General features: G+C 47.6%; 23 protein-coding genes and 1 riboswitch. Of the genes, 9 read left to right on the top strand and 14 right to left on the bottom strand.

The features are described 5' to 3' along the window. Nucleotides 1-98: 98 nt before the first annotated feature. On the bottom strand, nucleotides 99-1,205 hold the full coding sequence (locus tag MHI55_RS02705; RefSeq protein WP_340388675.1) for an Ig-like domain-containing protein: 1,107 nt from the start codon (nucleotides 1,203-1,205) through the stop codon (nucleotides 99-101). Between the two features lie 272 nt (nucleotides 1,206-1,477). Beyond that, nucleotides 1,478-2,776, bottom strand: a complete 1,299-nt coding sequence (serS, locus tag MHI55_RS02700) for a serine--tRNA ligase (protein ID WP_340390563.1) — start codon at nucleotides 2,774-2,776, stop codon at nucleotides 1,478-1,480. A gap of 387 nt (nucleotides 2,777-3,163) precedes the next feature. On the opposite strand from serS, the gene MHI55_RS02695 reads away from it, so the two are divergent. After that, nucleotides 3,164-4,399 (top strand): MFS transporter, encoded by a 1,236-nt coding sequence (locus MHI55_RS02695; RefSeq protein ID WP_340388673.1) that lies wholly within the window; start codon nucleotides 3,164-3,166, stop codon nucleotides 4,397-4,399. 421 nt (nucleotides 4,400-4,820) lie between these two features. On the opposite strand, the gene MHI55_RS02690 is transcribed toward MHI55_RS02695, so the two are convergent. Continuing rightward, the gene (locus MHI55_RS02690; protein WP_340388671.1) at nucleotides 4,821-5,330 is read right to left on the bottom strand and encodes a hypothetical protein; all 510 of its coding nucleotides are present in this window, start codon (nucleotides 5,328-5,330) and stop codon (nucleotides 4,821-4,823) included. 174 nt (nucleotides 5,331-5,504) lie between these two features. Between MHI55_RS02690 and MHI55_RS02685 the strand changes: the two genes are divergently transcribed. The 7 genes from MHI55_RS02685 (at nucleotide 5,505) to MHI55_RS02655 (ending at nucleotide 11,312) form a co-directional block, all read left to right on the top strand. Beyond that, complete coding sequence (locus MHI55_RS02685) at nucleotides 5,505-5,891, top strand: VOC family protein (RefSeq protein ID WP_340388669.1); 387 nt, start codon at nucleotides 5,505-5,507, stop codon at nucleotides 5,889-5,891. A gap of 17 nt (nucleotides 5,892-5,908) precedes the next feature. Then, nucleotides 5,909-6,664 (top strand): NAD(P)-dependent oxidoreductase, encoded by a 756-nt coding sequence (locus MHI55_RS02680; protein WP_340388667.1) that lies wholly within the window; start codon nucleotides 5,909-5,911, stop codon nucleotides 6,662-6,664. 145 nt (nucleotides 6,665-6,809) lie between these two features. After that, nucleotides 6,810-6,922, top strand: a riboswitch (TPP riboswitch). Nucleotides 6,923-7,141: 219 nt separating this feature from the next. Next, nucleotides 7,142-8,182 carry an ABC transporter substrate-binding protein gene (locus MHI55_RS02675; protein ID WP_036673166.1) on the top strand — a complete coding sequence of 347 codons (1,041 nt, stop codon included), beginning with the start codon at nucleotides 7,142-7,144 and terminating at the stop codon, nucleotides 8,180-8,182. 222 nt (nucleotides 8,183-8,404) lie between these two features. Then, nucleotides 8,405-8,695, top strand: a complete 291-nt coding sequence (locus MHI55_RS02670; protein WP_017690996.1) for a thiamine-binding protein — start codon at nucleotides 8,405-8,407, stop codon at nucleotides 8,693-8,695. Beyond that, complete coding sequence (locus MHI55_RS02665) at nucleotides 8,695-9,453, top strand: ABC transporter permease (RefSeq protein ID WP_340388665.1); 759 nt, start codon at nucleotides 8,695-8,697, stop codon at nucleotides 9,451-9,453. Before MHI55_RS02670 ends, MHI55_RS02665 begins: the two co-directional genes overlap by 1 nt. Nucleotides 9,454-9,490: 37 nt before the next feature. Continuing rightward, on the top strand, nucleotides 9,491-10,396 hold the full coding sequence (locus MHI55_RS02660; protein WP_340388663.1) for an ABC transporter ATP-binding protein: 906 nt from the start codon (nucleotides 9,491-9,493) through the stop codon (nucleotides 10,394-10,396). Nucleotides 10,397-10,481: 85 nt separating this feature from the next. Then, nucleotides 10,482-11,312, top strand: a complete 831-nt coding sequence (locus MHI55_RS02655) for a TatD family hydrolase (RefSeq protein WP_076319534.1) — start codon at nucleotides 10,482-10,484, stop codon at nucleotides 11,310-11,312. Nucleotides 11,313-11,633: 321 nt separating this feature from the next. Here MHI55_RS02655 and nfsA read toward each other — a convergent pair whose 3' ends face one another. From nfsA to MHI55_RS02610, 9 genes are all read right to left on the bottom strand, one after another. Then, complete coding sequence (gene nfsA / locus MHI55_RS02650; RefSeq protein WP_101314877.1) at nucleotides 11,634-12,377, bottom strand: oxygen-insensitive NADPH nitroreductase; 744 nt, start codon at nucleotides 12,375-12,377, stop codon at nucleotides 11,634-11,636. After that, nucleotides 12,370-12,969 carry a TetR family transcriptional regulator gene (locus MHI55_RS02645; protein ID WP_101314876.1) on the bottom strand — a complete coding sequence of 200 codons (600 nt, stop codon included), beginning with the start codon at nucleotides 12,967-12,969 and terminating at the stop codon, nucleotides 12,370-12,372. The genes nfsA and MHI55_RS02645 overlap by 8 nt, the downstream gene beginning before the upstream one ends. Nucleotides 12,970-13,124: 155 nt before the next feature. Continuing rightward, complete coding sequence (locus MHI55_RS02640) at nucleotides 13,125-14,285, bottom strand: ABC transporter permease (RefSeq protein WP_101314875.1); 1,161 nt, start codon at nucleotides 14,283-14,285, stop codon at nucleotides 13,125-13,127. 353 nt (nucleotides 14,286-14,638) lie between these two features. Next, nucleotides 14,639-17,116, bottom strand: coding sequence for a heavy metal translocating P-type ATPase (locus MHI55_RS02635; RefSeq protein ID WP_340390562.1), 2,478 nt, complete (start codon nucleotides 17,114-17,116; stop codon nucleotides 14,639-14,641). A 225-nt stretch (nucleotides 17,117-17,341) separates the two neighbouring features. Then, entirely contained in the window at nucleotides 17,342-17,542 is a 201-nt protein-coding gene (locus MHI55_RS02630) for a copper ion binding protein (RefSeq protein WP_017691004.1), read from the bottom strand. Between the two features lie 60 nt (nucleotides 17,543-17,602). Beyond that, on the bottom strand, nucleotides 17,603-18,004 hold the full coding sequence (locus MHI55_RS02625) for a metal-sensitive transcriptional regulator (RefSeq protein ID WP_277422761.1): 402 nt from the start codon (nucleotides 18,002-18,004) through the stop codon (nucleotides 17,603-17,605). A gap of 120 nt (nucleotides 18,005-18,124) precedes the next feature. Further along, a complete protein-coding gene (locus tag MHI55_RS02620; protein WP_340388661.1) occupies nucleotides 18,125-18,613 on the bottom strand; it encodes a GNAT family N-acetyltransferase in 489 nt (162 codons plus the stop codon). A 123-nt stretch (nucleotides 18,614-18,736) separates the two neighbouring features. After that, nucleotides 18,737-18,922: a hypothetical protein gene (locus tag MHI55_RS02615; protein WP_036616704.1), complete on the bottom strand. Its 186-nt coding sequence runs from the start codon at nucleotides 18,920-18,922 to the stop codon at nucleotides 18,737-18,739. Between the two features lie 102 nt (nucleotides 18,923-19,024). Beyond that, nucleotides 19,025-19,312, bottom strand: coding sequence for a hypothetical protein (locus tag MHI55_RS02610; RefSeq protein ID WP_101314873.1), 288 nt, complete (start codon nucleotides 19,310-19,312; stop codon nucleotides 19,025-19,027). A gap of 135 nt (nucleotides 19,313-19,447) precedes the next feature. On the opposite strand from MHI55_RS02610, the gene MHI55_RS02605 reads away from it, so the two are divergent. Beyond that, a complete protein-coding gene (locus tag MHI55_RS02605; RefSeq protein WP_076319539.1) occupies nucleotides 19,448-19,633 on the top strand; it encodes a hypothetical protein in 186 nt (61 codons plus the stop codon). Between the two features lie 65 nt (nucleotides 19,634-19,698). Here MHI55_RS02605 and MHI55_RS02600 read toward each other — a convergent pair whose 3' ends face one another. Together MHI55_RS02600 and MHI55_RS02595 are read right to left on the bottom strand one after the other, a co-directional pair. Beyond that, entirely contained in the window at nucleotides 19,699-20,310 is a 612-nt protein-coding gene (locus tag MHI55_RS02600) for a hypothetical protein (RefSeq protein WP_340388659.1), read from the bottom strand. A gap of 207 nt (nucleotides 20,311-20,517) precedes the next feature. Further along, the gene (locus MHI55_RS02595) at nucleotides 20,518-21,276 is read right to left on the bottom strand and encodes a nucleoside phosphorylase (RefSeq protein ID WP_340388657.1); all 759 of its coding nucleotides are present in this window, start codon (nucleotides 21,274-21,276) and stop codon (nucleotides 20,518-20,520) included.

The following is a 21,276-nucleotide window of genomic DNA, read 5'->3' as shown; positions in this document are numbered from 1 at the left end:
CTTGGTTGTCTGTTACCTTGATGATATTGATGATTTTAACGATGTCATGTACTGAAACCAATTTTTGGATCATGCAAGATGCTTTATTATATGAAGATTTATTTTACCGTAACGGGGATCGTCACTTTTTTGTTGCCCCACTTGGCCGTGATGGACGTTTTACCTTTGCCTACAGCCACGATCTTGCCATTTGTCACTGTCGCTACGCCCGGCTTTGTGCTACTCCACACCGCACTGTTGGTCACAACAGTGGTCTTGCCCGTATCATACTGGGCCATCACACTCAGTGTTGTGCTTCCCTGTGGGGACAAAACCAGTTTTTTCTGGCCTGTAATCAGCTTTTTGAGCAAAGGTACAACGGTAACCTCTGCCTTTATTGTCTGATTTTGATAAGTTCCTGTCAAGGTGGCTTGTCCCTCAGTCAGCGTCTTGACTGCTCCATTTTTCACGATAGCTACATTTGTATTGGAAGAGGTCCATATGACCTGTTTCGAAAGGTTAATGGTTTTGCCGTTCGCGTAGGTCCCGATAACCTTCAACGCTTTGGACTTCTTGATGTTCAGCTGCATTGTGGCAGGGGTAACCTCGACTTTGGTAATTTCGTCCGTCACAGCAACAGGGACTTTCACAATCGTTGTTCCGTATTTGCCTTGCAGCAATACTCTGCCGGGTGTAACCCCTTTGATTTTACCGTTTTCCAGCACAGCCGAAGAAGTGGATACGGACCACACAATCTCAGACGTCACATCCTCTTCCTTACCATTCGCACGGGTAATGCTTACTTTCGGAAGGGTGCTTTCACTGCCTTTAACAAAACTGTAGGATTTCGGTGAAGCTTTGATGCTTTTGATCTTCTCCTGCACTTGGACAACCAACTGGGCTTTAGCCCCGTCTACTTCTGCAAAAATCGTTGCTTCGCCCGCGGCCACAGCCTTGACTTTGCCTTTCACCATCGTAGCGACTGCTGCATTACTGGTGGACCAAGTCACGCCTTCGGTAACATCCTGCTTGTTATCAAAACCTTCTACCGTTGCCATCACCTGAAGCGCAGCTGTTTCGGAAACACTCATCTTCTGCGGGCTGCTATTGGTTATTTCAATCGACTTCACGTCACCGGTAGCCGCCAAGGCCAACGAAGGGACCAGTATTGTTAATGCCATAATTAGAGCGAGTGTGCCTCGAAGCGCCAGTTTGATTCTACTCATTTCTATATCCATCTCCCATAATCCAATATTTTACTTCTATTATATTATATCGGATACGAATTGCATAAAGTTGAATGTCGTATGTGAGAGTTTTGGAACAATTCATGAGATTAGCGTGTAATCGTTATCAAAACCTTTGAATCTAGTCCAACATATTAGGAGCTTGGTTTATGTAAATACTATTTCAGTTGAAAAGGGGATGTCCATCGTCACATACAACATGACGTGTGGAACATCCCCTTTTTGAATTACTAAAGCGTTACCTAACCTCTCTACTTCACTTCGTCCTGCTCTGGCAAAATCAAGCTCTCGGCCCCGCCCATATAGGGCCGCAGGGCTGCCGGAATGCGAATGCTTCCATCCTCCTGCTGATGATTCTCAAGCAAAGGAATCAGGATACGCGGCGATGCCACCGCCGTATTATTCAAGGTGTGACAATACGCCAACTTGCCTTCGGCATCGAGGCAACGAATATTCGAACGGCGCGCCTGAAAATCATGCAGATTCGACGACGAATGCGTTTCTCCATATGCAACGCGGCTTGGCATCCAGGTCTCGATGTCATACTGTTTGTACGTTTTCTGCGACATATCCCCGGTACATACAGCGACAACACGATACGGCAGTTCCAGTAATTGCAGCAATTCTTCGGCGTGTCCTGTAATCTCTTGCAACATGCGCTCCGATTCTTCCGCATCAGGAGCACAGAGAATGACCTGCTCAACTTTGGCAAATTGGTGCACACGGTATAATCCGCGTACATCCCGTCCGCCGGAGCCAACTTCACTGCGGAAACACGTCGATACTGCGGCCAGCTTCACAGGCTCTTGAACATCAACAATCTCATCCGCATAATACGAGACCAGCGGCACTTCAGAAGTTCCCACCAGCCACTTGTTCTCCCCTTCGAGTTCATAGACCTGATCTCGACCGGTTGGGAAGAATCCGGTGTTCACCAGTGCATCCTCCCTGACCATCAGCGGAACCTCCATCGGTGTGAAGCCGTGCTTCAGAAGCAAATCAAGCGCAAGTTGCTGTACTGCTCGATGTAATAACAGGCCAGCGCCTTTTAATACATAGCTTCGCGTACCGCCAATCTTAACTCCACGGGGAATATCGATGAGATCATGCAACTCCCCAAGTTCCACGTGATCTTTGGTGTTATACTCGAACGTTGGCACCTCTCCCACACGTCGTAGCTCTACATTGTCTGCGTCCGACAAGCCATTGGGGGTATCCGGGGACACGATATTGGGTACCAGCCATTGTAGCTTGGTTACTTCCTCCTGCACAGGGGCGAGCCTCGCTTCCACCTGTTCCAACTGTTCATTGATCTGTTTCACCTGAGCCCGCAAACCCTCGGCCTGTTCCCGATTCCCGGCCTGCATGAGTCTGCCAATGTCCGCGGATAACGTATTGCGCAATCTGCGTCCTTCTTCCGATTCCTGCAAAAGTGCCCTGCGTTCCTCATCCCGCTCTAACAATGTGCGAATGTTGATCTTGATTTTTTTCCCGTCTGCCGCTGCCTGAACCTCTTCTGCATGTGCCCGAATCCATTTCATTTCTAACATGGTCACCGTCTCCTTTGGCTGTAAAAATACAAAGAGCGCCCTCATCCCTTGGGACGAGGAGCGCTCTGCTCGCGGTGCCACCCAACTTGCTGAATCAGGATATCCTGCTTCCAGCCTCTTGGTCCGCGATAACGGGCGGTTCCGGTTAACTTGGGGAAATATCGCTCCCCTGGCGAAAACGCCTCCGAGTTGGATGCTCTTCAACGGCATGGTCCGATCTGTAATTGTTGGTCTCAGTATATACGAACGCCGGACCAGATTGCAACCTTCTGTATCGATCAGGAATTCATGGTACAACTTAACATGTCCTGTTATGATAGACTTTGTCTTCAAGATTGCGCTTTATTGTGATCCTCAATTTATGTATATAAGTAGAAGGAGTTCTCTATGAAAAAATTACTTTGGATCGGATGTCTGTCCTATTTCCTGATTGGACTTGCCCACGTTGTGCTCGGTTCCATTCTACCGGTTGCACTTGAACATTACGGCAAAGATTATAGCCAAGGCGGAACGCTGATCTTTGCCCAATTTGCCGGATTCCTGGGTGGTGTATTGTTATCTCCATGGCTGAACAGACGCTTTGGTAAACGGGGAGGCCTGTTAATCGCCACAGCGTTGCTCTGTATTGCAGAATTATCCTACATGTTGCTGCCACCATGGGGCTGGATGTTCGTCATTGCACCCGCTGCCGGCTTTGGATTCGGAATGGTTGAAGCTGTTATTGGCACCATTATCATCGCTGCAATCAAAGACAATACAGCCGTTGCTATGAGTCGACTGGAAGTGTTATTCGGGATTGGGGCGATGGTCATGCCGCTCATTGCCAGCGGTCTGATTGCTGCCGGAAACTGGCGTCTCTCCTTTCTCGTTGTTGCGATCTGCGCAGCGCTGACCTTTGTTTTCTGGGCGAAAGGATCATTCGGTGAACTCGATAAGTTTCTGGAGCGACAGAGTTCAAATCATGCTTCCGTAAATACGCACTCTGCTGGGACATCGGGTGAGATGCATCCCGCATCTGCAAGTACATCCAGTCCAACCTATCGTGGCCGTAACAGGACTCTTCTGGTATTATTCGTCCTGTTCTTCTTCCTCTATGTTGGCACAGAGATGAGTCTTGCGAACTTCATGCCGGCGATCCTGATTGAGAAAATGAACATGAAGGAAGCCGGAGCAGCCCTTAGTGTCACCTGTTTCTGGATTGCCATGTCCGTGGGACGGCTCTTCGCCGGTTATATCGCAGAGAAATTCCAATACCGCGTATATGTCCTGTACAGTTGTCTTGCATCTGTTCTCTTGTTAATGATATTTCCATTTACAAACCAAATCTGGTCTGCATTTCTCATCATCTTACTGCTTGGACTTGCGATGTCAGGGATATTCTCCATTGCCCTTGTCTTCGCCAGTAAACTGCTGCCCGGAACAGAAGAATCCACACCCAGCATTTTGATTGCCTCAGGTGGGGTTGGCGGTGCCATTCTGCCTTTGACTACGGGATGGAGTCTTGATCATCTGGCGGTTAATCAGTCTGCATGGATGCTTGCCATCTTTGCAGTTGGCCTACTTGTCATTAGCGTGATCACGTATCAATGGCAGAACAAACATATGGTGAATTCTGCGACTTAACAGTTCTGTGTTGATCCAGTCCTGAGGATTAGAAATACCTATTAAAGAAATTGTAATGTCTACTGTCATGACCTGACGGTGGGCATTTTTTTGTAGTGTTACTCTGTTCTAACGAACCTAGCACACGCTATTCCCCTCCATTTCTGCATATTTGAAATCTAACGAATCCTAGAGACGTTATTATAGATAATTAGCTTCAATTAAATGCCTTGTTGGAGGTTTTTTGCATAATAACGCCGCTGAGATTCGTTAGATTTTTCATTCCCTAAAAACAGGCCTAATAAGGTGTTCTTGATTCGTTAGCGCTGTAATATGGCGGCAGTGCCCTATCTTTGCCTCTCTCATCACCTTTCATTAAAGGTGAGAATAATATCTATTCATTTGCACAAGATTGCCCAGGAAATACTTAGGGCCAGCCGAATCACACACTTTTGTTAACGACAGGCATTACGGGCCCGTTATCCTTGATGAATTTACCGAATACATATCGCACGAGTGGTCCCAGAATGATTAACTGATATGGAAGCGCCAGGCTGAAGTTGCGAGCGATCGTCTGAAGATAGGTACGGAATATGGAACCCCCACTTAATTGGTCTGCAAGATACGCTGAAATCATTCCATACATGGACATGATCAGAACCATGCCAATCACCATGAAAAATGACATGACGAGCACACCCAAAATCTTGTTGGACTTGTCAAAGGGCAAGGAGAATGCAATCTTTCTCGCCACAGGGCCAACAATGAAAGACTCCACCAGAAACGCGATGACAAAACATAATATGAATTGAAGCAGTATCTCAAGCGGGGACATCTTGCCGAGTAACCCACTGTGCCATAGATTGAAGAACATCATGACCAAGACCATTCCTGTACACATCATTAATCCGAAAATAATTTGTTCCTTCTTGCTGGTTGGCAATTCTCTCATCCTCTCTGTTTACCTTCGTAATTATAGAGATGACCAAACCCTCCGCATAAGTGAACATTCTGTGAACAATTATGATTTTTCCAATTTAAAATTGGATTTGACAACCATGTAGTACAGCTCTATGATATCCCTTAAAATGGTAGAAACATTCACTACATAAGGAGGTTTTTGATTGTGAGTTTTCAAAAACGCATTGACCACGTCGGCATTGCCGTGCGTGATCTGGAGACCACGCTGCGTTTCTATACGGAGATTGTTGGTCTTGAATTGAAAGACCGCGTAACCCATACTAACGGCGTCATTCAGCTCGCCTTTCTCGGCTTCAATGGAAGTAACGAGACTGAGATTGAGCTAATTCAAGGATACAGCGACAACCTGCCTTCTGAAGGTACGGTGCACCATTTTGCGATCCACGTGGATGATCTTGATTCTGAGTACAAACGCATTCAAGCCACCGAAGCCGAATTTATCGACGGAGAGATTATCACACTGCCTAACGGTTACCGCTATTTCTTCATCTATGGACCTGAAAAGGAATGGATTGAGTTCTTCCAGCGCTAAGAATTGGAGCTGATTTCATGAACATTTTAATTACTGGCGCAGCCGGAAAAATTGGACGTGACTTGTCCCAACACTTGTCAGAAGCATTTCGCCTGCGACTAACGGATTTAAATATCGACAGACTGCATACGTATCAAGGGACCAGCCATGAGATCATGACACTGGATGTGACAGACCCCGAAGCCTGTCAGCGTGCTTGCGAAGGCATGGATGTGGTTGTACATCTGGCTGGAGATCCTTCTCCGAATGCCGAATTTTATGAATCGTTGTTGGACATCAATATCAAAGGTACATTTAATGTATTCCGTGCAGCTAAAGACCAAAGTGTACGAAGAGTCATTCTTGCAAGCAGTGCACAGACGATTGAGGGGTATCCCATTGATGCTCAAGTCTATCCGGACATGCCAACACGTCCACGGAATTTGTACGGGGTTAGCAAATGTTTTGGAGAATCGCTCGCTTCCTATTTTGCGTATACCGAAGGTTTACAAAGTGTTGCGGTACGTATAGGTGCATATGATGATTTTCAACCGGACGGACCCGTGCTGGAGGCAAGGGATATGAGCGCGTACATTAGTCCGGCTGACTTGTGTGATTTGATGTTCAAAGCAATTACAACTACCGATCTTGAACCCTTCACCATACTGCATGGGATCTCGAATAATCGGTTTAAACGATTAAATCTGGAAACCACTCAGAAACAGGTAGGTTATGACCCAAAATCCGATGCTTTTGCACTCAGTCAGATTGCCTTATATGATTCCCCACGATAATTATTGAAAATAACACATCCAAACAGGCTCTTATACATATGTATAACGGCCTGTTTGATAAGTTCATACGTGTCCCCATCCAGTTCCTGACTGGACACGTTCCACCTGCTGGCCTATAATTACACCTAGTAATGCCCGTAACTTCATAGTTTCCCAGGGGAGTCGGAATTGGCCGGCTGAGAGTGTATCCCACCAAGATACTAACCCTTAGACCTGATCTGGATCATGCCAGCGTAGGAATCGGAGTATATCGAAATGGCACAGCCCTATGGCTGAACGCCACCTCTCTAACGCCTGCACGCGTCCCGGAATACGGGACGCTTTTTTAATGTTCTTTTATATAGCCAGAGAGCTAAAAAAGTGACGTTATCCAGATCTCAACTGGTATAAATCTGTCGATTTATGCAAGATGATTGGATATGAAGCCAAGGAGTACCCCGTGCCAATCGGCCGGACATACCGAAGGAGAGACCACAGATGAAATGGCGTAAAACGATGGGATTGTTGCTCTTGTGCGTGCTTATGGTGACTGTAGCCGCATGTGGTGGCAAAGAAGCTGCCCCAGCTGGGCAGAACGGCAACACAAATACGGAAAGCAGCAACGAAGGTGACACTGCCGCCCTGAAAGATATTAAAGTGGTGCTCGACTGGACACCAAATACGAATCATACCGGCCTGTATGCAGCTGTAGATCAAGGTTTTTATAAGGCCGAAGGCTTGAACGTGGAGATTGTACAACCAGGTGCCGGTGGCGCAGATACAATGGTTGCCTCGAATGAAGTGCCTTTTGGCGTAAGTTATCAGGAGAGTGTAACTCAAGCCCGCACACAGGGTGTTCCATTGGTCTCCATCGCAGCAGTTATTCAGCATAATACATCTGGTTTCGCTGCTCCGGCGGATCGGAATATCAAGTCACCGAAAGATTTTGAAGGTAAAACCTATGGCGGTTGGGGTTCCCCAGTCGAAGAAGCCGTGATGCAATCCATTATGGAAGGCGACGGAGCCGATGTATCCAAAGTGAAAAACATTAATATGGGTGACGCCGACTTTTTCACCGCAGTAAAACGGGACATTGATTTTGCATGGATTTTCTACGCCTGGACAGGTATTGAAGCCGAACTGCGCGGAGAACCGATCGACATGTTATATGTGAAGGATTATTCAGATGCACTGGATTACTACACGCCTGTACTAGTAACAAACGAGCAGACGATCCAAAACGACCCTGAGTTGGTGAAAGCATTCCTGAAAGCCACCTCCGAAGGGTATCAATACGCAATTGATCATCCGGAAGACGCAGCAAACATTCTGATCAAGGCCGTACCGGATCTGGATAAAGACTTGGTACTGGCAAGCCAGAAATGGCTTAGTCCAAAGTACACAGATGACGCCCCGCGTTGGGGTGAGCAAAAGCAGGAAGTGTGGCAGAACTACACCGACTGGATGTTTAGTAAAAAACTGCTGGATGAACAGATCGATGTGAGCAAGGCATATACGAACGAGTTTTTACCCCAATAAAATTTCTCATATAAAACGAACTTAATATTTACATGAGGACGGAGAGGACAGAAATAACGTGAAAAAGCGAAGCGGTCGCCTTTATCACCGGATTTTCCCTTTAGAGAAAGGGAATCAAAAATCTGGGGATAACAGCGATTGGAAGGTTATTCTGTCATCGAAGTGGCAAGTGTAACAGTCATTAGTTCATTTTATATATCACGAAAGGAGCCGTGATCTCTCATGGCAAGCACACTACTTAGCATTCAGGTTATTCCCAAAACGCCAAATGGCGAGAACTCTTATCCTTACGTAGATCGCGCCATTGAAGTTATTCAGCAATCCGGCCTGAAATATCAGGTGAACGCACTCGACACCACGATGGAGGGGGAACTGGAGGAACTGCTGGAGGTTGTCCGTAAAATGCACGAGGTACTCGTGGAGGCTGGCAGCCCAAGCATCATCTCCCAGATCAAAATCGCCCATAGCCCTACTGGCTTCAGCATGGATACCCTGACGGAGAAGTATCGCTAATGCATGCCTATTTCAAGAGTGTATGGCCGCCCATTGTGGCGGTTATTCTCTTTATAGCGATATGGCAGGGAGCCGTCTCCCTCTTCCATATTGAGAAATGGATGCTGCCTGCACCGTCCGACATCGCCCGCGAAGCCGCAACCCAGGCCGAGCGGCTTGGCATGCACGCTTCCGCAACCATTCAGTTAACGCTGATTGGATTCGCGGCTGGCACAGCGGTCGGATTACTGATAGCGATGGTGCTGCATTTGGTCCCTTTTCTCAAGTCAGCCCTGTACCCTTTACTTATTCTTAGTCAAAATATCCCAACCATCGCGCTCGCGCCGCTCCTGTTAATCTGGTTTGGATTCGGGCTGTTGCCCAAGCTGATTACGATCATCCTCGTCTGCTTCTTCCCTGTTGCAGTGGCGGCGATGGATGGCTTGACCCGTACTGACGCGGCGATGATGAACTATATGCGCATGGCTGGTGCGAAACGTCATCAGATCTTCTGGAAGCTGGAGCTTCCCCATGCGCTGCCATCCGTGTTCTCCGGTGTCAAAATCGCCGCTACCTATAGCGTGATGGGCGCCATCATCGCCGAATGGATTGGTGCAGACAAGGGTATTGGTTATTATATGATGTTGCAAAAGTCGGCTTATCGTACGGACCGCCTATTCGTGGCGATCATGATTATTGTCGCGCTCAGCTTGCTGCTCTTCCTGTTCATTGCCCTGCTGGAGAAGCTGCTCGTGCGCTGGCGGCCACAAAAGCGGTAGTAAAGAAGTAATCTGTATATTAGGAAGTGATGACCATATGAATCTGCAACAGGATGAACAAGTCCAGCCTGGACGAGGAGCAAGTGTAATGGAGCCAACGCACGGTGAAAAGTTTAACTCGGCTACGCCTGATCGATCTGCCAACACGACTCCTGCTCCGGTTCCACCTGCACTGGACGTTGTTAATGTTCATGCATCATTCCGTGAACGGCGTAGCAAGCTACCGGTTCTGAACGACCTGTCCCTGACTGTGGAGCAAGGCGAGTTTGTTGCTATCGTTGGACCTTCTGGCTGTGGCAAGAGCACCCTGTTCCATATCATCGGCGGTCTGCTTAAGCCACAGGAAGGCCAAGTGCTTATGAACGGTCAGAATGTAACGGGACAGCGTGGCAAGATTAGTTATATGCCGCAACAACCCGCTCTTTTCCCTTGGCGTACCATTGAAGACAATGTACTGCTTGCTGGTGAAGTAGCTTCAAGTGCTCCCCCTCGGGCCGAAGCACTTGAGGAAGCTCGTAAGTGGTTAAGCAGCGTGGGTCTTGCCGGGTTTGAGCAGGCCTATCCTCATATGCTGTCGGGCGGAATGCAGCAGCGTGCTGCTTTTCTGCGCGCCCTGCTCAGTCCGCAGGAGCTGATGCTACTGGACGAACCCTTCAGCGCACTGGATGCACTGACACGTAGCGACATGCAGCGCTGGCTACTTGATATCTGGGAACAGAACCGCCGCTCGGTGCTGTTCATCACCCATAATATCGAAGAAGCATTACTGCTAGCGGATCGGGTCTATGTATTATCCAACCGACCTGCAACAGTGTTGCACGAGGTACATGTTCCTTTTGATCGCCCAAGACGAGAAGAAATTACGGAGGAATCCGCTTTTCTGGAGCGTAAACGGCAGATTGCTCAGTGGATGAGAGAAGAACAGCAGAAAGCCCGCCTATAATAATAGCGCGGGTTTTTTAAGTTATTATTTTCCTTTATTGGGTGATCCACCATAAGAAATTCTGCGTAACATAGTTAGAATATAAATGACCACAAGGAGGAATTCCCGCGTGCATTCTCAAGCTTTTGCACCATTAATTGATGCTCATATTCACTTCGATCAGTATACCTCTGACAAACAACGCGAGATGCTGTTATCTTTCCCGTCTCAACAAGTCGAGGCAGTCATCGCCGTGTCCATGAATCTCGCTTCTGCCCAGGCCAACCTGGAGCTTGCAAAGCAACATCCACGCAACATCTATCCGGCCTTCGGTTTCCATCCGGAACAGGAACTACCATCCGTTGCAGAAATGGACCTGTTCTTCCAATGGATCGAGAAGCATATGGGACAAGCCACAGCCATAGGAGAAGTTGGCCTTCCCTATTACAATCGTCAGGAAGCGGAGCAGGCAGGGCAGCACTTCGATCAGAGCGGGTATATCAAGCTGCTTGAACGTTTCATCCAACTTGCCAAAAAGCACAACAAACCACTTGTCCTTCATGCGGTATACGATGATGCCGATATCGTCTGTGATCTGCTGGAGCAATATCAGTTCCGACGTGCTCATTTCCACTGGTTCAAAGGTTCTTGCCAAACCGTAAGGCGCATGGCGGACAACGGTTATTTCATTTCCTTCACGCCGGATATTCGGTATGAAGAAGAGATTCGCGAACTCGCCCGGCAATATCCATCGGAACAAGTGATGGCCGAGACCGACGGACCTTGGCCCTTCGAAGGACCATTTCAGGGACGAATGACACACCCGGCCATGACCAGACAGGTCATCCAGGCATGGAGTGAGATCACTGGCATGGGAACCGAGCGGGCCGCCCGGCTCTTTTATCAGAACACAAAGCGTTTCTACGGCTTAACTTGAGTACAATCAGGTAACAGCAAGTACACTCGCATGCCCTGCCAGCACAGCACAAAGAAGCCAGTCGGCTTCGCCACCGACTGACTTCTAATTTACTATATATATCAGTTGAACTAACCATTTACACAAGAACGTAGAGGACAGAAATAACCTGAGGAAGCAACGCGTTCCCCTAAAAGCTTTCTGAAAGAAAGCTACTTCGGAAGCATACGCTGTAACCAGATTTTCACCCTCACAAAAATGGGATCAAAAAATCTAGGGATAACAGCGATCGGAAGGTTGTTCTGTCATCGAAGTGGCAAGTGTAACTACCTTCAGTTCAACTTAGCGCTTCAAGAATCCTTTGCCTTCCAGGAACGGTCTCACTTGCAACCTTGTCGGCTCAGTCAGGCGCTTCGCCATCAGTTCGGACCATGGAGTCGTTCGTTCACCGTTAGTTCGTGCTTTCATGTACGCTGTCGTTGTCTCATCATACTGCTCAACACCTTTGATGCTCTGCTCGGCATTATAACGATTACGATGCAGAACTGCATCCAGTGGCAGACGCGGGCGAATTCCCGTTTCCTGATCTGCAACACCAATACACATGCCATACACCGGAAATACCCCTTCCGGTAATCCCAATAACTCGGCTACTTCCTCAATCCGGGTACGAAGCCCGCCTATATATACAATTCCGAACCCTAGTGACTCCGCTGCAAGAGCGGCGTTCTGGGAAGCAAGTGCAGCATCAATCGTGGCTACCATGAAATTCTCGGTTGAATCGGCATACGATTCCTTTTCAGGAAGATGACGTTTCGCAGCATCACTCAGCCGATACAGATCAGCACACCATACGAGAAACACCGGACATTCATTGACATAGGCCTGGTTGCCTGCCAATTCAGCCAGCTTGGCTTTTTGCTCTAAGTCAGTCACAGCAATTACGGTATAGGCTTGCACACTACTTGAAGAGGAAGCCATCTGCCCTGCAGATACAATGGCTGCAAGCTGCTCATCACTTACCGGGTCTGGCTTGAATTTGCGTACAGAGCGGTGTTTCATCATCAAATCAATGGTTTCATTCATGCTGGTTCACTCCCAATCCTCGTAGTACGAACTCAATTGTCTGCTCAGCAAGCTCGTCTGTATTCATATCCTGATAATCAAAGCCAAATCGTGAATTCTTGGCCCGTTTGTGCGCCAAAGCCACACCCATAACCTGAAGCATCGCATAAGATACGGACTCGACCTGGAACAATCCCTGGTCTTTTCCTTCTTGCAGCAGGTCCCTCACTCGGGTCCATACAGGGTCTAGAAAACGAAATACGGTAGCTGTACGATGTGTCCGCAGTGTAATTTCAAGCTGCACAATATCGCTCATCTCCCGATCCGTCATCGTGAACTTCACAACTTCACCAATAATTCGTCGGATACCTTCCACAGGCGAGGACATGGACTCTTCAGCCAGCGCGTTCATCATATGCCCAGGGAAGAAATGCTCAAATAACGCTTCGAACACCTTTTCCTTGCCGCCAAAATGATAAGACACCAGCGACACATTGGCACCTGCCTCATCACATATTTGACGAACACTCGTCCCGTCATACCCCTGCTGTGCAAAAAGCTTCTTGGCTGCAAGCAATATCCTCGTTTTGATATCCAACTCCGGTTCCGTCATTCCGTCCCGCTCCCTCTTGTCCGTTCATCTCATTCGCTCCAGCTCAAGGACTGCAGCCAGCGAATCATCTGTCTATTATATTACACCAAGCACCCCGATGAAAATCATCGGGGTGCTTGTCCTATCCTATAAAGCAATGGTATACATCTGCTGTATTAGTTGTTTGCTTGAGCAGGGCTTGGAGCCATAGCTGGCATACGTTGTTTTTTCAACAACGTCACGACCAGTGACAACGCAACGGCAACCAACAGTACAATCACGATAGAGCCCGCAGCAGACTGAACTCCTGGGCCTCCCAACTGTACGCTCAGAATACCCTGAACGGCGTATGTTGCAGGCAGGTACTGCCCAATGCCGCTATAGAAGCTGTTCAGTAATTCACGCGGTACCATTGCACCGGAGGATACCAGTTGCAAGGACAGTGAGATGATGTTGAACAGACTTCCCGCTGGTCCGAAGCAGATCAGGAAGAACTGGGAGAAGAACATGAACGTGCACAGGAAGAGCGCCTGGAACAACCAGAATGCAACGAATCCTTGTGCAATCTGTCCTCCCAGTGCCACGATCAGTGATGATCCCAGCAAGGAAACAACCAATGCGGAACCCACATTAATGACTACTCTCGCGCCAAACAAAGTCAATCGGGAATAAGTGGATGACAGCATACCCATGGCTGTCTGGAGATTCATCCCCATGATCATGGCACCTACATAGGAAGCCAGTACCATCATCATTGGCACCATCTGATTATTCATCCCGTTAACCGGGTTGATGGACGTTGTCGTTCCTTCCACTCGGGTAGTCAGGTTTGTAGCGGCTTCAGCAGCCTGATCGGCAGGTGCACCTGAAGCGGTCAATACCGTCTGTACCCCTTGTGCTGTAGCTTGTTTGTTAATCGTGTTTGTCACACTTTGTGATACACTTTGCATCATGCTTTTGATCGTAACCGGGTTCGCTTCATTAATGGTGTATTTAATCTCGGCGGTTGAGCCAGCCGTCTGAAGCAATTCGTTAAACCCAGCCGGGATATCCAGCACCATGTGTACTTGGTGATGATTCAGCTGATCCAAAGCTTCAGCCGCACTCAGATTGGATACGGTATGGAAAGGCAGTGTTCCAGCGAGCGAATCTGCAATTCCTTTGGACATTTCGCCGTCCTCGTTCACAATCGCAACCGTCAATTCTTTCGCACGGTCATTTACTCCAGAATATGCGGTCATCCAGATCACGCTAAAGATCACTTGGAACATAAGTGCTGTTACGATCCCTACAATCACTGGCGGTTTTTTAAACAATGTACGTAAAGCCTGTAACATAAAAGGTGTCCTCCATTACTCAAATAGTTCTAATTTGATTTAAACAGTTGTTTGAATCAAACGATCGTTTAAATTTTATGTGAATATGTCCATATTGTCAACTCATTTTTTGAAAAATTCAGAAAATATAAGCTATATTCATGAATACAATTGATCCATTTTCACAAAAGAACATTATGCTTTCCTTTCTCCGTAGAAAAGAACATCTAATACCAACGATTCAGGCTTATTTTCTGGCGACTCAACTGTATTTTTCTCAACAAAAAACACGGTCCGCCGCAGCGAACCGCGTATTTATTCATCCTCACTTCATTGACAATGCTGCGTTGAATATATCTCCAAACAAAGGTCGGTCAGTCATTTCTCTTCAGCTTCATGCGTTGTAGACGCAGCGAATTCAGGACAACCGACACGGAACTGAACGCCATCGCCGCCCCTGCCAGCCATGGAGCCAAGAAGCCAACTGCCGCAATGGGAATACCAATAACGTTATATCCGAGTGCCCAGAACAGGTTTTGTTTGATGTTACCCATCGTGCGCCGGCTCATCTCAATGGCATCTGCAATGCTGTTCAGATCACCACGCATCAACGTAATATCCGCCGCTTCCATCGCTACATCCGTTCCTGTTCCGATGGCCATCCCAATATCAGCAGTAGCAAGTGCCGGAGCATCATTAATGCCATCACCTACCATGGCAACTTTCAGACCACTCTCCTGAAGTTTCTTCACTTCCGCAGCCTTGCCTTCCGGCAGAACCTCAGCCAGAACTTTACCGATCCCTGCCTGTTCAGCTACAGCGCGAGCTGTTCGCTCATTGTCTCCCGTGATCATGATGACATCGATCCCCATCGCCTGAAGACGACCAATGGCTTCACGGGAAGTATCCTTGATGGTGTCAGCCACAGCTACGATCCCTGCCCACTGACCATCCACCGCGACCAGCATCGCTGTACGCCCTTGTTCCTCCAGACGGTTCATCTGTTGAACGGTTTCTTCAGAGACATTCACCTGTGCATCCGCAAGTAAACGACGCGTGCCGACCAGAATTTCCTGCCCTTTTAATGAGGCTCGCACGCCATATCCCGGTATGTTCTCGAACTTCTCTGTTGGGGTCAGCTCCAGACCCTTGCCACGAATACCTGCAACAATCGCCTCTGCCAGCGGATGCTCGGAACTCTGTTCGGCCGCTCCTACACGCTCAAGCAGATCAGATTCCGTCCAATTCGGAGCCGTGACAACATCGGTAAGGACCGGTTTACCTTGGGTTACTGTACCTGTTTTGTCGAGCACCACGGTCTGAATCTGTTGTGCCGACTCCAGATGTTCGCCGCCCTTGAACAGAATGCCATATTCAGCCGCACGTCCTGATCCAGCCATGACAGAAGTCGGCGTTGCCAGCCCTAGTGCACATGGACAAGCAATGACGAGCACGGCAATCGCTTTTTCAAGGGAACCGGCGAAGTCACCCGGACTTGCAAACAGATACCAGATCAGGAATGTCAGCGCAGCTATGCCGACAACAATCGGAACAAAAATGCCTGAAATGACATCTGCGATCCGCTGGATCGGTGCTTTGGAGCCCTGAGCTTGCTCGACTACTTTAATAATCTGGGACAAAGCCGTGTCCGAGCCCACTCGGGTCGCACGCAGTCGTAATACCCCGTTTTTGTTCAGCGTAGCACCTGTAACGGGATCTCCTGGCTTTTTATCCACGGGAAGGCTCTCTCCACTAAGCATGGATTCATCTACTGAGGATTGCCCTTCTTCAACGATACCATCCACCGGGATGCTATCACCCGGCTTCACCAGGATCAGATCGCCAACCGCAACATATGCGGCAGGAACCATCACTTCCTGTCCATCACGGATGACACGGGCTTCACGTGGAGCCAGTTCAATCAGGCTTTTGATCGCCTGTGAAGAGCGACCTTTCGCCACAGCTTCGAACCATTTCCCCAGTAAAATTAACGTAATCAGAATTGCACTTGTCTCATAATAGAGTTCTACCGAGGGCATGGCGGCTGTGCTCGTTCCCATTGCCCCATGGTCCATGGTTGTAGAAGGTAAGTACCCACTGGATAACGTCAGATACAAACTATAGAAAAACGCTGCACTGGTACCCAATGCGACGAGAACGTCCATATTGGCACTGCGGTTACGTAAGGCTTTGTACGCCCCCACATAGAATTGCCACCCAATCACGAACTGTACCGGCGTTGCCAGCAGCAGCTGGAACCAAGGGTTCATGAATAGTTCGGGGACATAGATTCCGGATGTGAACGAGAAATGCCCCACCATTGCCCACAGCAACGGAATCGATAATAAAGCAGATATCATCCATTTCCACTTTTTGCGTTGCAGCTCACGTTCACGAACCGATGTGGTCTCTTCTTGTGTCAATTGCAGTTCAGCACCGTATCCCATCTGCTTGATCTTGGCGGTAATATCCGAAGGTTTCAATGCACCAGCGGCATATTCGATATGCCCTGTTTCCAGCGCCAGATTCACATTCGCCTGAGATACCCCCGGTAGTCGGGAAAGACCTTTTTCAATCCGGGCAGAACAAGCAGCACACGTCATACCTGTGATGTTCAGATCAACCGATTCTGACACCGTACCGTAGCCCAATGCTTCCACCTTATCTCGCAACGCATTCACGTTGGTTGTCTTCGGATCATAAGATACGGTCGCCTGTTCAATGGCAAGATTCACATTGGCCTGCTGCACGCCTTCCATGCGGGACAATCCCTTCTCCACTCGTGTCGAACATGCAGCACAGGTCATCCCCGTGATGTGCAGTGTTGTCTTTAGTCCTGGTGCGTCTGCCATAGGTGGCATTGGGGTTGGTTCGGATGATCTATCCATTGGTTTATTCGTTGAGTTATCCATCATGTCAGCTCCTTTCATGTCGATTCAATTTTTGTATGTTGCACCAATTATACCCCCAAGGGGTATATATCAAACAGAAAATTAGGCTTAAACCTGACTCTTGGGAAAAGGTACTCTGACCTCTTTTTCGCCCATGAGCATGTTCGGTTTAAGCCTGTGATCCCTTTAGACTACATCGTATCCCTGATCTTCAATGGCAGCTTTGATCTGATCCACGTTCACCGTCTGCTCATCATATTCCACCGCTACCGTTCCCGCTGCCAGATCAACCTTACCACTCGCACCGGTATTCTTTACAGCTTCTTCAACCGACTTCACACAGTGATTGCAAGACATTCCCGTAACGTTCAACGTAACATTAGACATTCTAAATTCCTCCTTGGGGTATATTAAAATGATAAAATTAAATATGTGAATTGATTCAGCTTACTTCATTAACTTCCGCATCGTAACCAGCAGTTCATCCACAACCTCATGTTCACCAGCCTGAATACGCTCAACGATACAGCTCTTCATATGGCCTTCAAGCAAAAGTTTGCCTACTGAATTAAGAGCAGACTGAGCCGCCGCAATCTGCGTCAGCACATCATCACAGTACGTATCCTTCTCGATCAATCCCTTGATCCCGCGAATCTGACCTTCCACACGGTTCAAACGAGAAACCAGGTTACTCTTCATCTCCTGCGAATGGTGACTCTTGCGCACATGCTTCCCATCACTGCCCTCGGCATGACAGGATACTGCTTCTTGGACTGTAGCCAAAGCTTCCGTTGAATCGGACTTGGAGGATTGCAAAGGTTCCTCGGGATGGCTCTGATGATCCATCATGAACACCCCTTTTCTTTCGTTCTTTTCTAAGAGTAACATACCCCATGGGGGTATTCAAGAGTATTCTGATATTTTATTAAAAATGGATGAATCCTTCCTAATTAAATAGGGCGATGCATCTTACAAGGTATACTCCATCCTGCTGCTACGGACAACAAGACCCATCTGTTCATAGAAAGCCTGTGCCCCAGAGTTAAACGTTGACACTGATAATTCCACGCTGTCTGCCTGAAGCTCTCTCCCTAACTCGATGAATGCTTGTAGTAACTGTTTACCTGTTCCTTGGCCCCGATGTTTGTTATCCACTACAAGTTCATGGATGTACAACATTTTGCGATCCACCATCAATGGGTTATCCTGAATTACACTTAACTGCGCGCTCCCGTAACCCAGAATCAAGCCCGTTTCGGAAGACTCGGCAACATATAGGTAACGCTTGTCCGTTTCCAGCAGTTCGATGAACTCCTTTTTCTCCATTCTGGTCTCCAACGCTCTGTATAGATCCGGCCGCGCCTCGACATGCATCTGGTGCAGCTCATCCATCAACAATGACACGCCAGAGTAGTCCCTCATTTCTGCCTTTCGGATGTTAATCGTACCTGTACCCATCCCAATCACTCTTTCGTCTACTGAATTTTACATTATTATACAACCAAAAAGCAGATACCATAAGGGTACCTGCTTCGCTAAATTTATCTTCATTCCATCTAGCCCATATGATGCTCATGTTGTTTATTTTTTCGAAGAAGTATTTCCTTCATTAAAAGCAACAGGTGATGGCTTCGCTGCCCATTCGTCCGCCTGCGGCTCAATGTCTACTCCGCTCAAAATCTTCTTTTTCTCCATCAAGGAATCCCCGTCTTCATCCAGCTTGTTGCGAATTTCCGCCTCGTCCTGAGGTTGATTGTTCTGTGTCATCGTAGAATCCTCCCTTTTTTCGTATTCATGTTGATGTTCCTTTATATAACGTGCCCACTTTCTGCATTATCATTCTCTTCGAGGATCAGGCCGTCCCCCAAGTTATGTGTTATTTGAATTAAACATTAACTTTATTAAGCTAAATCCATCTCTAAACCCTTGCTCGTACATTACTGACTCTGCTGTACCCTGAAGAAGGGTTATTACATTACAATAGTCCAAAAATAAAGCCATCCCCTCTGGCTTAACATATTCACATAGCTCCATAAACAAACGATCACTTTCTTGACTCAATCTTTTATATTCTTTTGAATTATAAATCACAAGATTTCCGATACTCTCCATACGAAGAGCTTTGAACTGGTTAAATATTTCTTCGAAGTCCTCCATGTTCCCCTCCAAAAAAGTGACGTCACTATGAATATAAATATTAGAGTGACATCACTTAGATGTCAATATGATTGTATATTGAATTATTTTGTAATGATACAATATGAACATTACTTTTTGAGGAGATTTTATTTCATGGCTACAGATAAAAGAGTCTTTACACTTAGGCTGCGAGAAAAGAATTTTGAGAAAATTAAAGTGATTGCGGACAAAAACAAACGATCTATTGCAATGCAAATTGAGTATCTTATTGAACAACATATTGAAGAATTTGAGAAAGAACAAGGTGTTATTTACCCAGATAAACATAATGACGTATAGATTTTGCGCCCTTAGTACATGCGCATTATCCATACGTCATTTTTCATGATATATCCTGTTCCCCGTTAATCGAAATCAACCTGTTTATCCAAAATGATTTCCTCTACTTTGTATTCCATCTCTGGTATTGAGGGAATCAAGGAGAATCGAACGTTTTCCAGAGAAGAAGGAAGAGCAGGAATCACTCGGAAACTAATTTGCGTCTCCCCACCTCCTCCACGACTGCCATGTCTCATGGTGATATGTCTCTGTTCGCTGAATATTTCCAGAGCCAAATGTGGAACCATTTGTATACGCTCAGCTTCATTCCCCTTATATTGAATCTCCACATAAACGAGGCTTTCGCCTTCATATTGCATCGAATGCGTGATCATATACTCACACGAATCTTTGATCATTTTCTTCATAATCGGCACCACACTCGTCAATTGAAGAGGTTCACTTGGAAAGTAGTGTCTTTGCGGCATCGGTTGCACGCTACGGAGAACATATCGGATATCTTCCTCCTTCATATCCAGTAAGCTCACCCATTCATCGATGGTATTTTGAGGGGGTTGGTATTGGACAGCTCCAGTTATGTCCTTTCTGGCTGCAACCAGTTTCAAAAGTTGCTCATCAATCTGCTGTACCTCATCGCTGTATTCATTAGGAATTTCACGTAATTCACTCCAGCCCATATTTAATCACTCTCCTAATTTAATGACATGCCATGCAAATACAATTCGCTACTGTACCTGCATCCCCCTCTTAAAAAGGAAAGGACGCCCCTTAGGTCATATTCATGACCTTACGGGACGCCCTTTTTATATTGTCCACCTCAAATGGACATCATCTACTGTTTTGCTTGTAACAATGAGCAAAAATGTATACTTGCCTTAACCAACCTATACCTGATCTTGGCGAGCAAGCGCGGCTAGTGCGCGTAGCGCTGCATTAATCTCGCGCTCCACCGCTTGTCCAACCGCATCCGTATGCGGATCATACTCGGCAGCCAGATCGCTGTCCGCGAATCCATCGATCGCAACAATGGCTCCGGCGCGAGCGCCACGCAAGGTGCTGACGATGTAGAGCGCAGCAATTTCCATCTCGGCTGCAAGTGCTCCAGCCTGCTTGTATTTGCGATGTGGGATCTCTTCCACGCCTGCAAAGAACGCATCCAGTGTTACGGTAATACCAACGCCCACTTTGCCTGCAAAGGTTGCAGCATCCGTGCTTTCTTGCCCACGAGCAGCCTCGATCAACGCTTGTGTCACCCCAATGTCGGCTACCGCTGGAAAACCATCCGGTACCAGTTGGCGAGTCAACCCGTCTGTACGAACAGCGGCTGTACTCACAATCACACTGCCTGCCGGATAATCAGCTATATACGATCCCGCTGTACCTACACGAATCAGAGTTGTTACACCCGCCCGAATCAATTCCTCGAAGCAGACAGCTGCCCCAGGTGAACCTACACCATGGCTGACCACAGCGATCTGTACCCCTTCATACAATCCAACAAATGTACGATACTCCCGACTGAACGCCAGTTCTCTCGCCTGCTCCAGCTTACGGGAAATCTTCTCCGCACGTGCCGGATCACCACAGACGATGGCGTATGCCGGCATGTCTTCCGAATGAATCTGCAAAATAGGCATCAACAT

Origin of the sequence: Paenibacillus sp. FSL E2-0151, assembly GCF_037993015.1 — a bacterium.
Lineage (GTDB): Bacteria > Bacillota > Bacilli > Paenibacillales > Paenibacillaceae > Paenibacillus > Paenibacillus amylolyticus.
The sequence above is the reverse complement of the archived record's forward strand: the minus strand, read 5'-3'. Positions and strand labels throughout refer to the sequence as shown.

Bases quoted from the DNA above. Each gene is read 5' to 3' on its own strand.
- MHI55_RS02655 (WP_076319534.1), top strand. From the start codon at position 10,482: ATGACCACAAGGAGGAATTCCCGCGTGCATTCTCAAGCTTTTGCACCA.
- MHI55_RS02620 (WP_340388661.1), bottom strand. From the start codon at position 18,613: ATGGGTACAGGTACGATTAACATCCGAAAGGCAGAAATGAGGGACTAC.
- MHI55_RS02595 (WP_340388657.1), bottom strand. From the start codon at position 21,276: ATGTTGATGCCTATTTTGCAGATTCATTCGGAAGACATGCCGGCATAC.
- serS (WP_340390563.1), bottom strand. From the start codon at position 2,776: ATGTTAGAAATGAAATGGATTCGGGCACATGCAGAAGAGGTTCAGGCA.
- nfsA (WP_101314877.1), bottom strand. From the start codon at position 12,377: ATGAATGAAACCATTGATTTGATGATGAAACACCGCTCTGTACGCAAA.
- MHI55_RS02640 (WP_101314875.1), bottom strand. From the start codon at position 14,285: ATGTTACAGGCTTTACGTACATTGTTTAAAAAACCGCCAGTGATTGTA.
- MHI55_RS02600 (WP_340388659.1), bottom strand. From the start codon at position 20,310: ATGGGCTGGAGTGAATTACGTGAAATTCCTAATGAATACAGCGATGAG.
- MHI55_RS02705 (WP_340388675.1), bottom strand. From the start codon at position 1,205: ATGAGTAGAATCAAACTGGCGCTTCGAGGCACACTCGCTCTAATTATG.
- MHI55_RS02610 (WP_101314873.1), bottom strand. From the start codon at position 19,312: ATGGAGGACTTCGAAGAAATATTTAACCAGTTCAAAGCTCTTCGTATG.
- MHI55_RS02635 (WP_340390562.1), bottom strand. From the start codon at position 17,116: ATGGCAGACGCACCAGGACTAAAGACAACACTGCACATCACGGGGATG.
- MHI55_RS02680 (WP_340388667.1), top strand. From the start codon at position 5,909: ATGAACATTTTAATTACTGGCGCAGCCGGAAAAATTGGACGTGACTTG.
- MHI55_RS02630 (WP_017691004.1), bottom strand. From the start codon at position 17,542: ATGTCTAATGTTACGTTGAACGTTACGGGAATGTCTTGCAATCACTGT.
- MHI55_RS02660 (WP_340388663.1), top strand. From the start codon at position 9,491: ATGAATCTGCAACAGGATGAACAAGTCCAGCCTGGACGAGGAGCAAGT.
- MHI55_RS02605 (WP_076319539.1), top strand. From the start codon at position 19,448: ATGGCTACAGATAAAAGAGTCTTTACACTTAGGCTGCGAGAAAAGAAT.
- MHI55_RS02615 (WP_036616704.1), bottom strand. From the start codon at position 18,922: ATGACACAGAACAATCAACCTCAGGACGAGGCGGAAATTCGCAACAAG.
- MHI55_RS02690 (WP_340388671.1), bottom strand. From the start codon at position 5,330: ATGAGAGAATTGCCAACCAGCAAGAAGGAACAAATTATTTTCGGATTA.
- MHI55_RS02665 (WP_340388665.1), top strand. From the start codon at position 8,695: ATGCATGCCTATTTCAAGAGTGTATGGCCGCCCATTGTGGCGGTTATT.
- MHI55_RS02695 (WP_340388673.1), top strand. From the start codon at position 3,164: ATGAAAAAATTACTTTGGATCGGATGTCTGTCCTATTTCCTGATTGGA.
- MHI55_RS02670 (WP_017690996.1), top strand. From the start codon at position 8,405: ATGGCAAGCACACTACTTAGCATTCAGGTTATTCCCAAAACGCCAAAT.
- MHI55_RS02675 (WP_036673166.1), top strand. From the start codon at position 7,142: ATGAAATGGCGTAAAACGATGGGATTGTTGCTCTTGTGCGTGCTTATG.
- MHI55_RS02625 (WP_277422761.1), bottom strand. From the start codon at position 18,004: ATGATGGATCATCAGAGCCATCCCGAGGAACCTTTGCAATCCTCCAAG.
- MHI55_RS02645 (WP_101314876.1), bottom strand. From the start codon at position 12,969: ATGACGGAACCGGAGTTGGATATCAAAACGAGGATATTGCTTGCAGCC.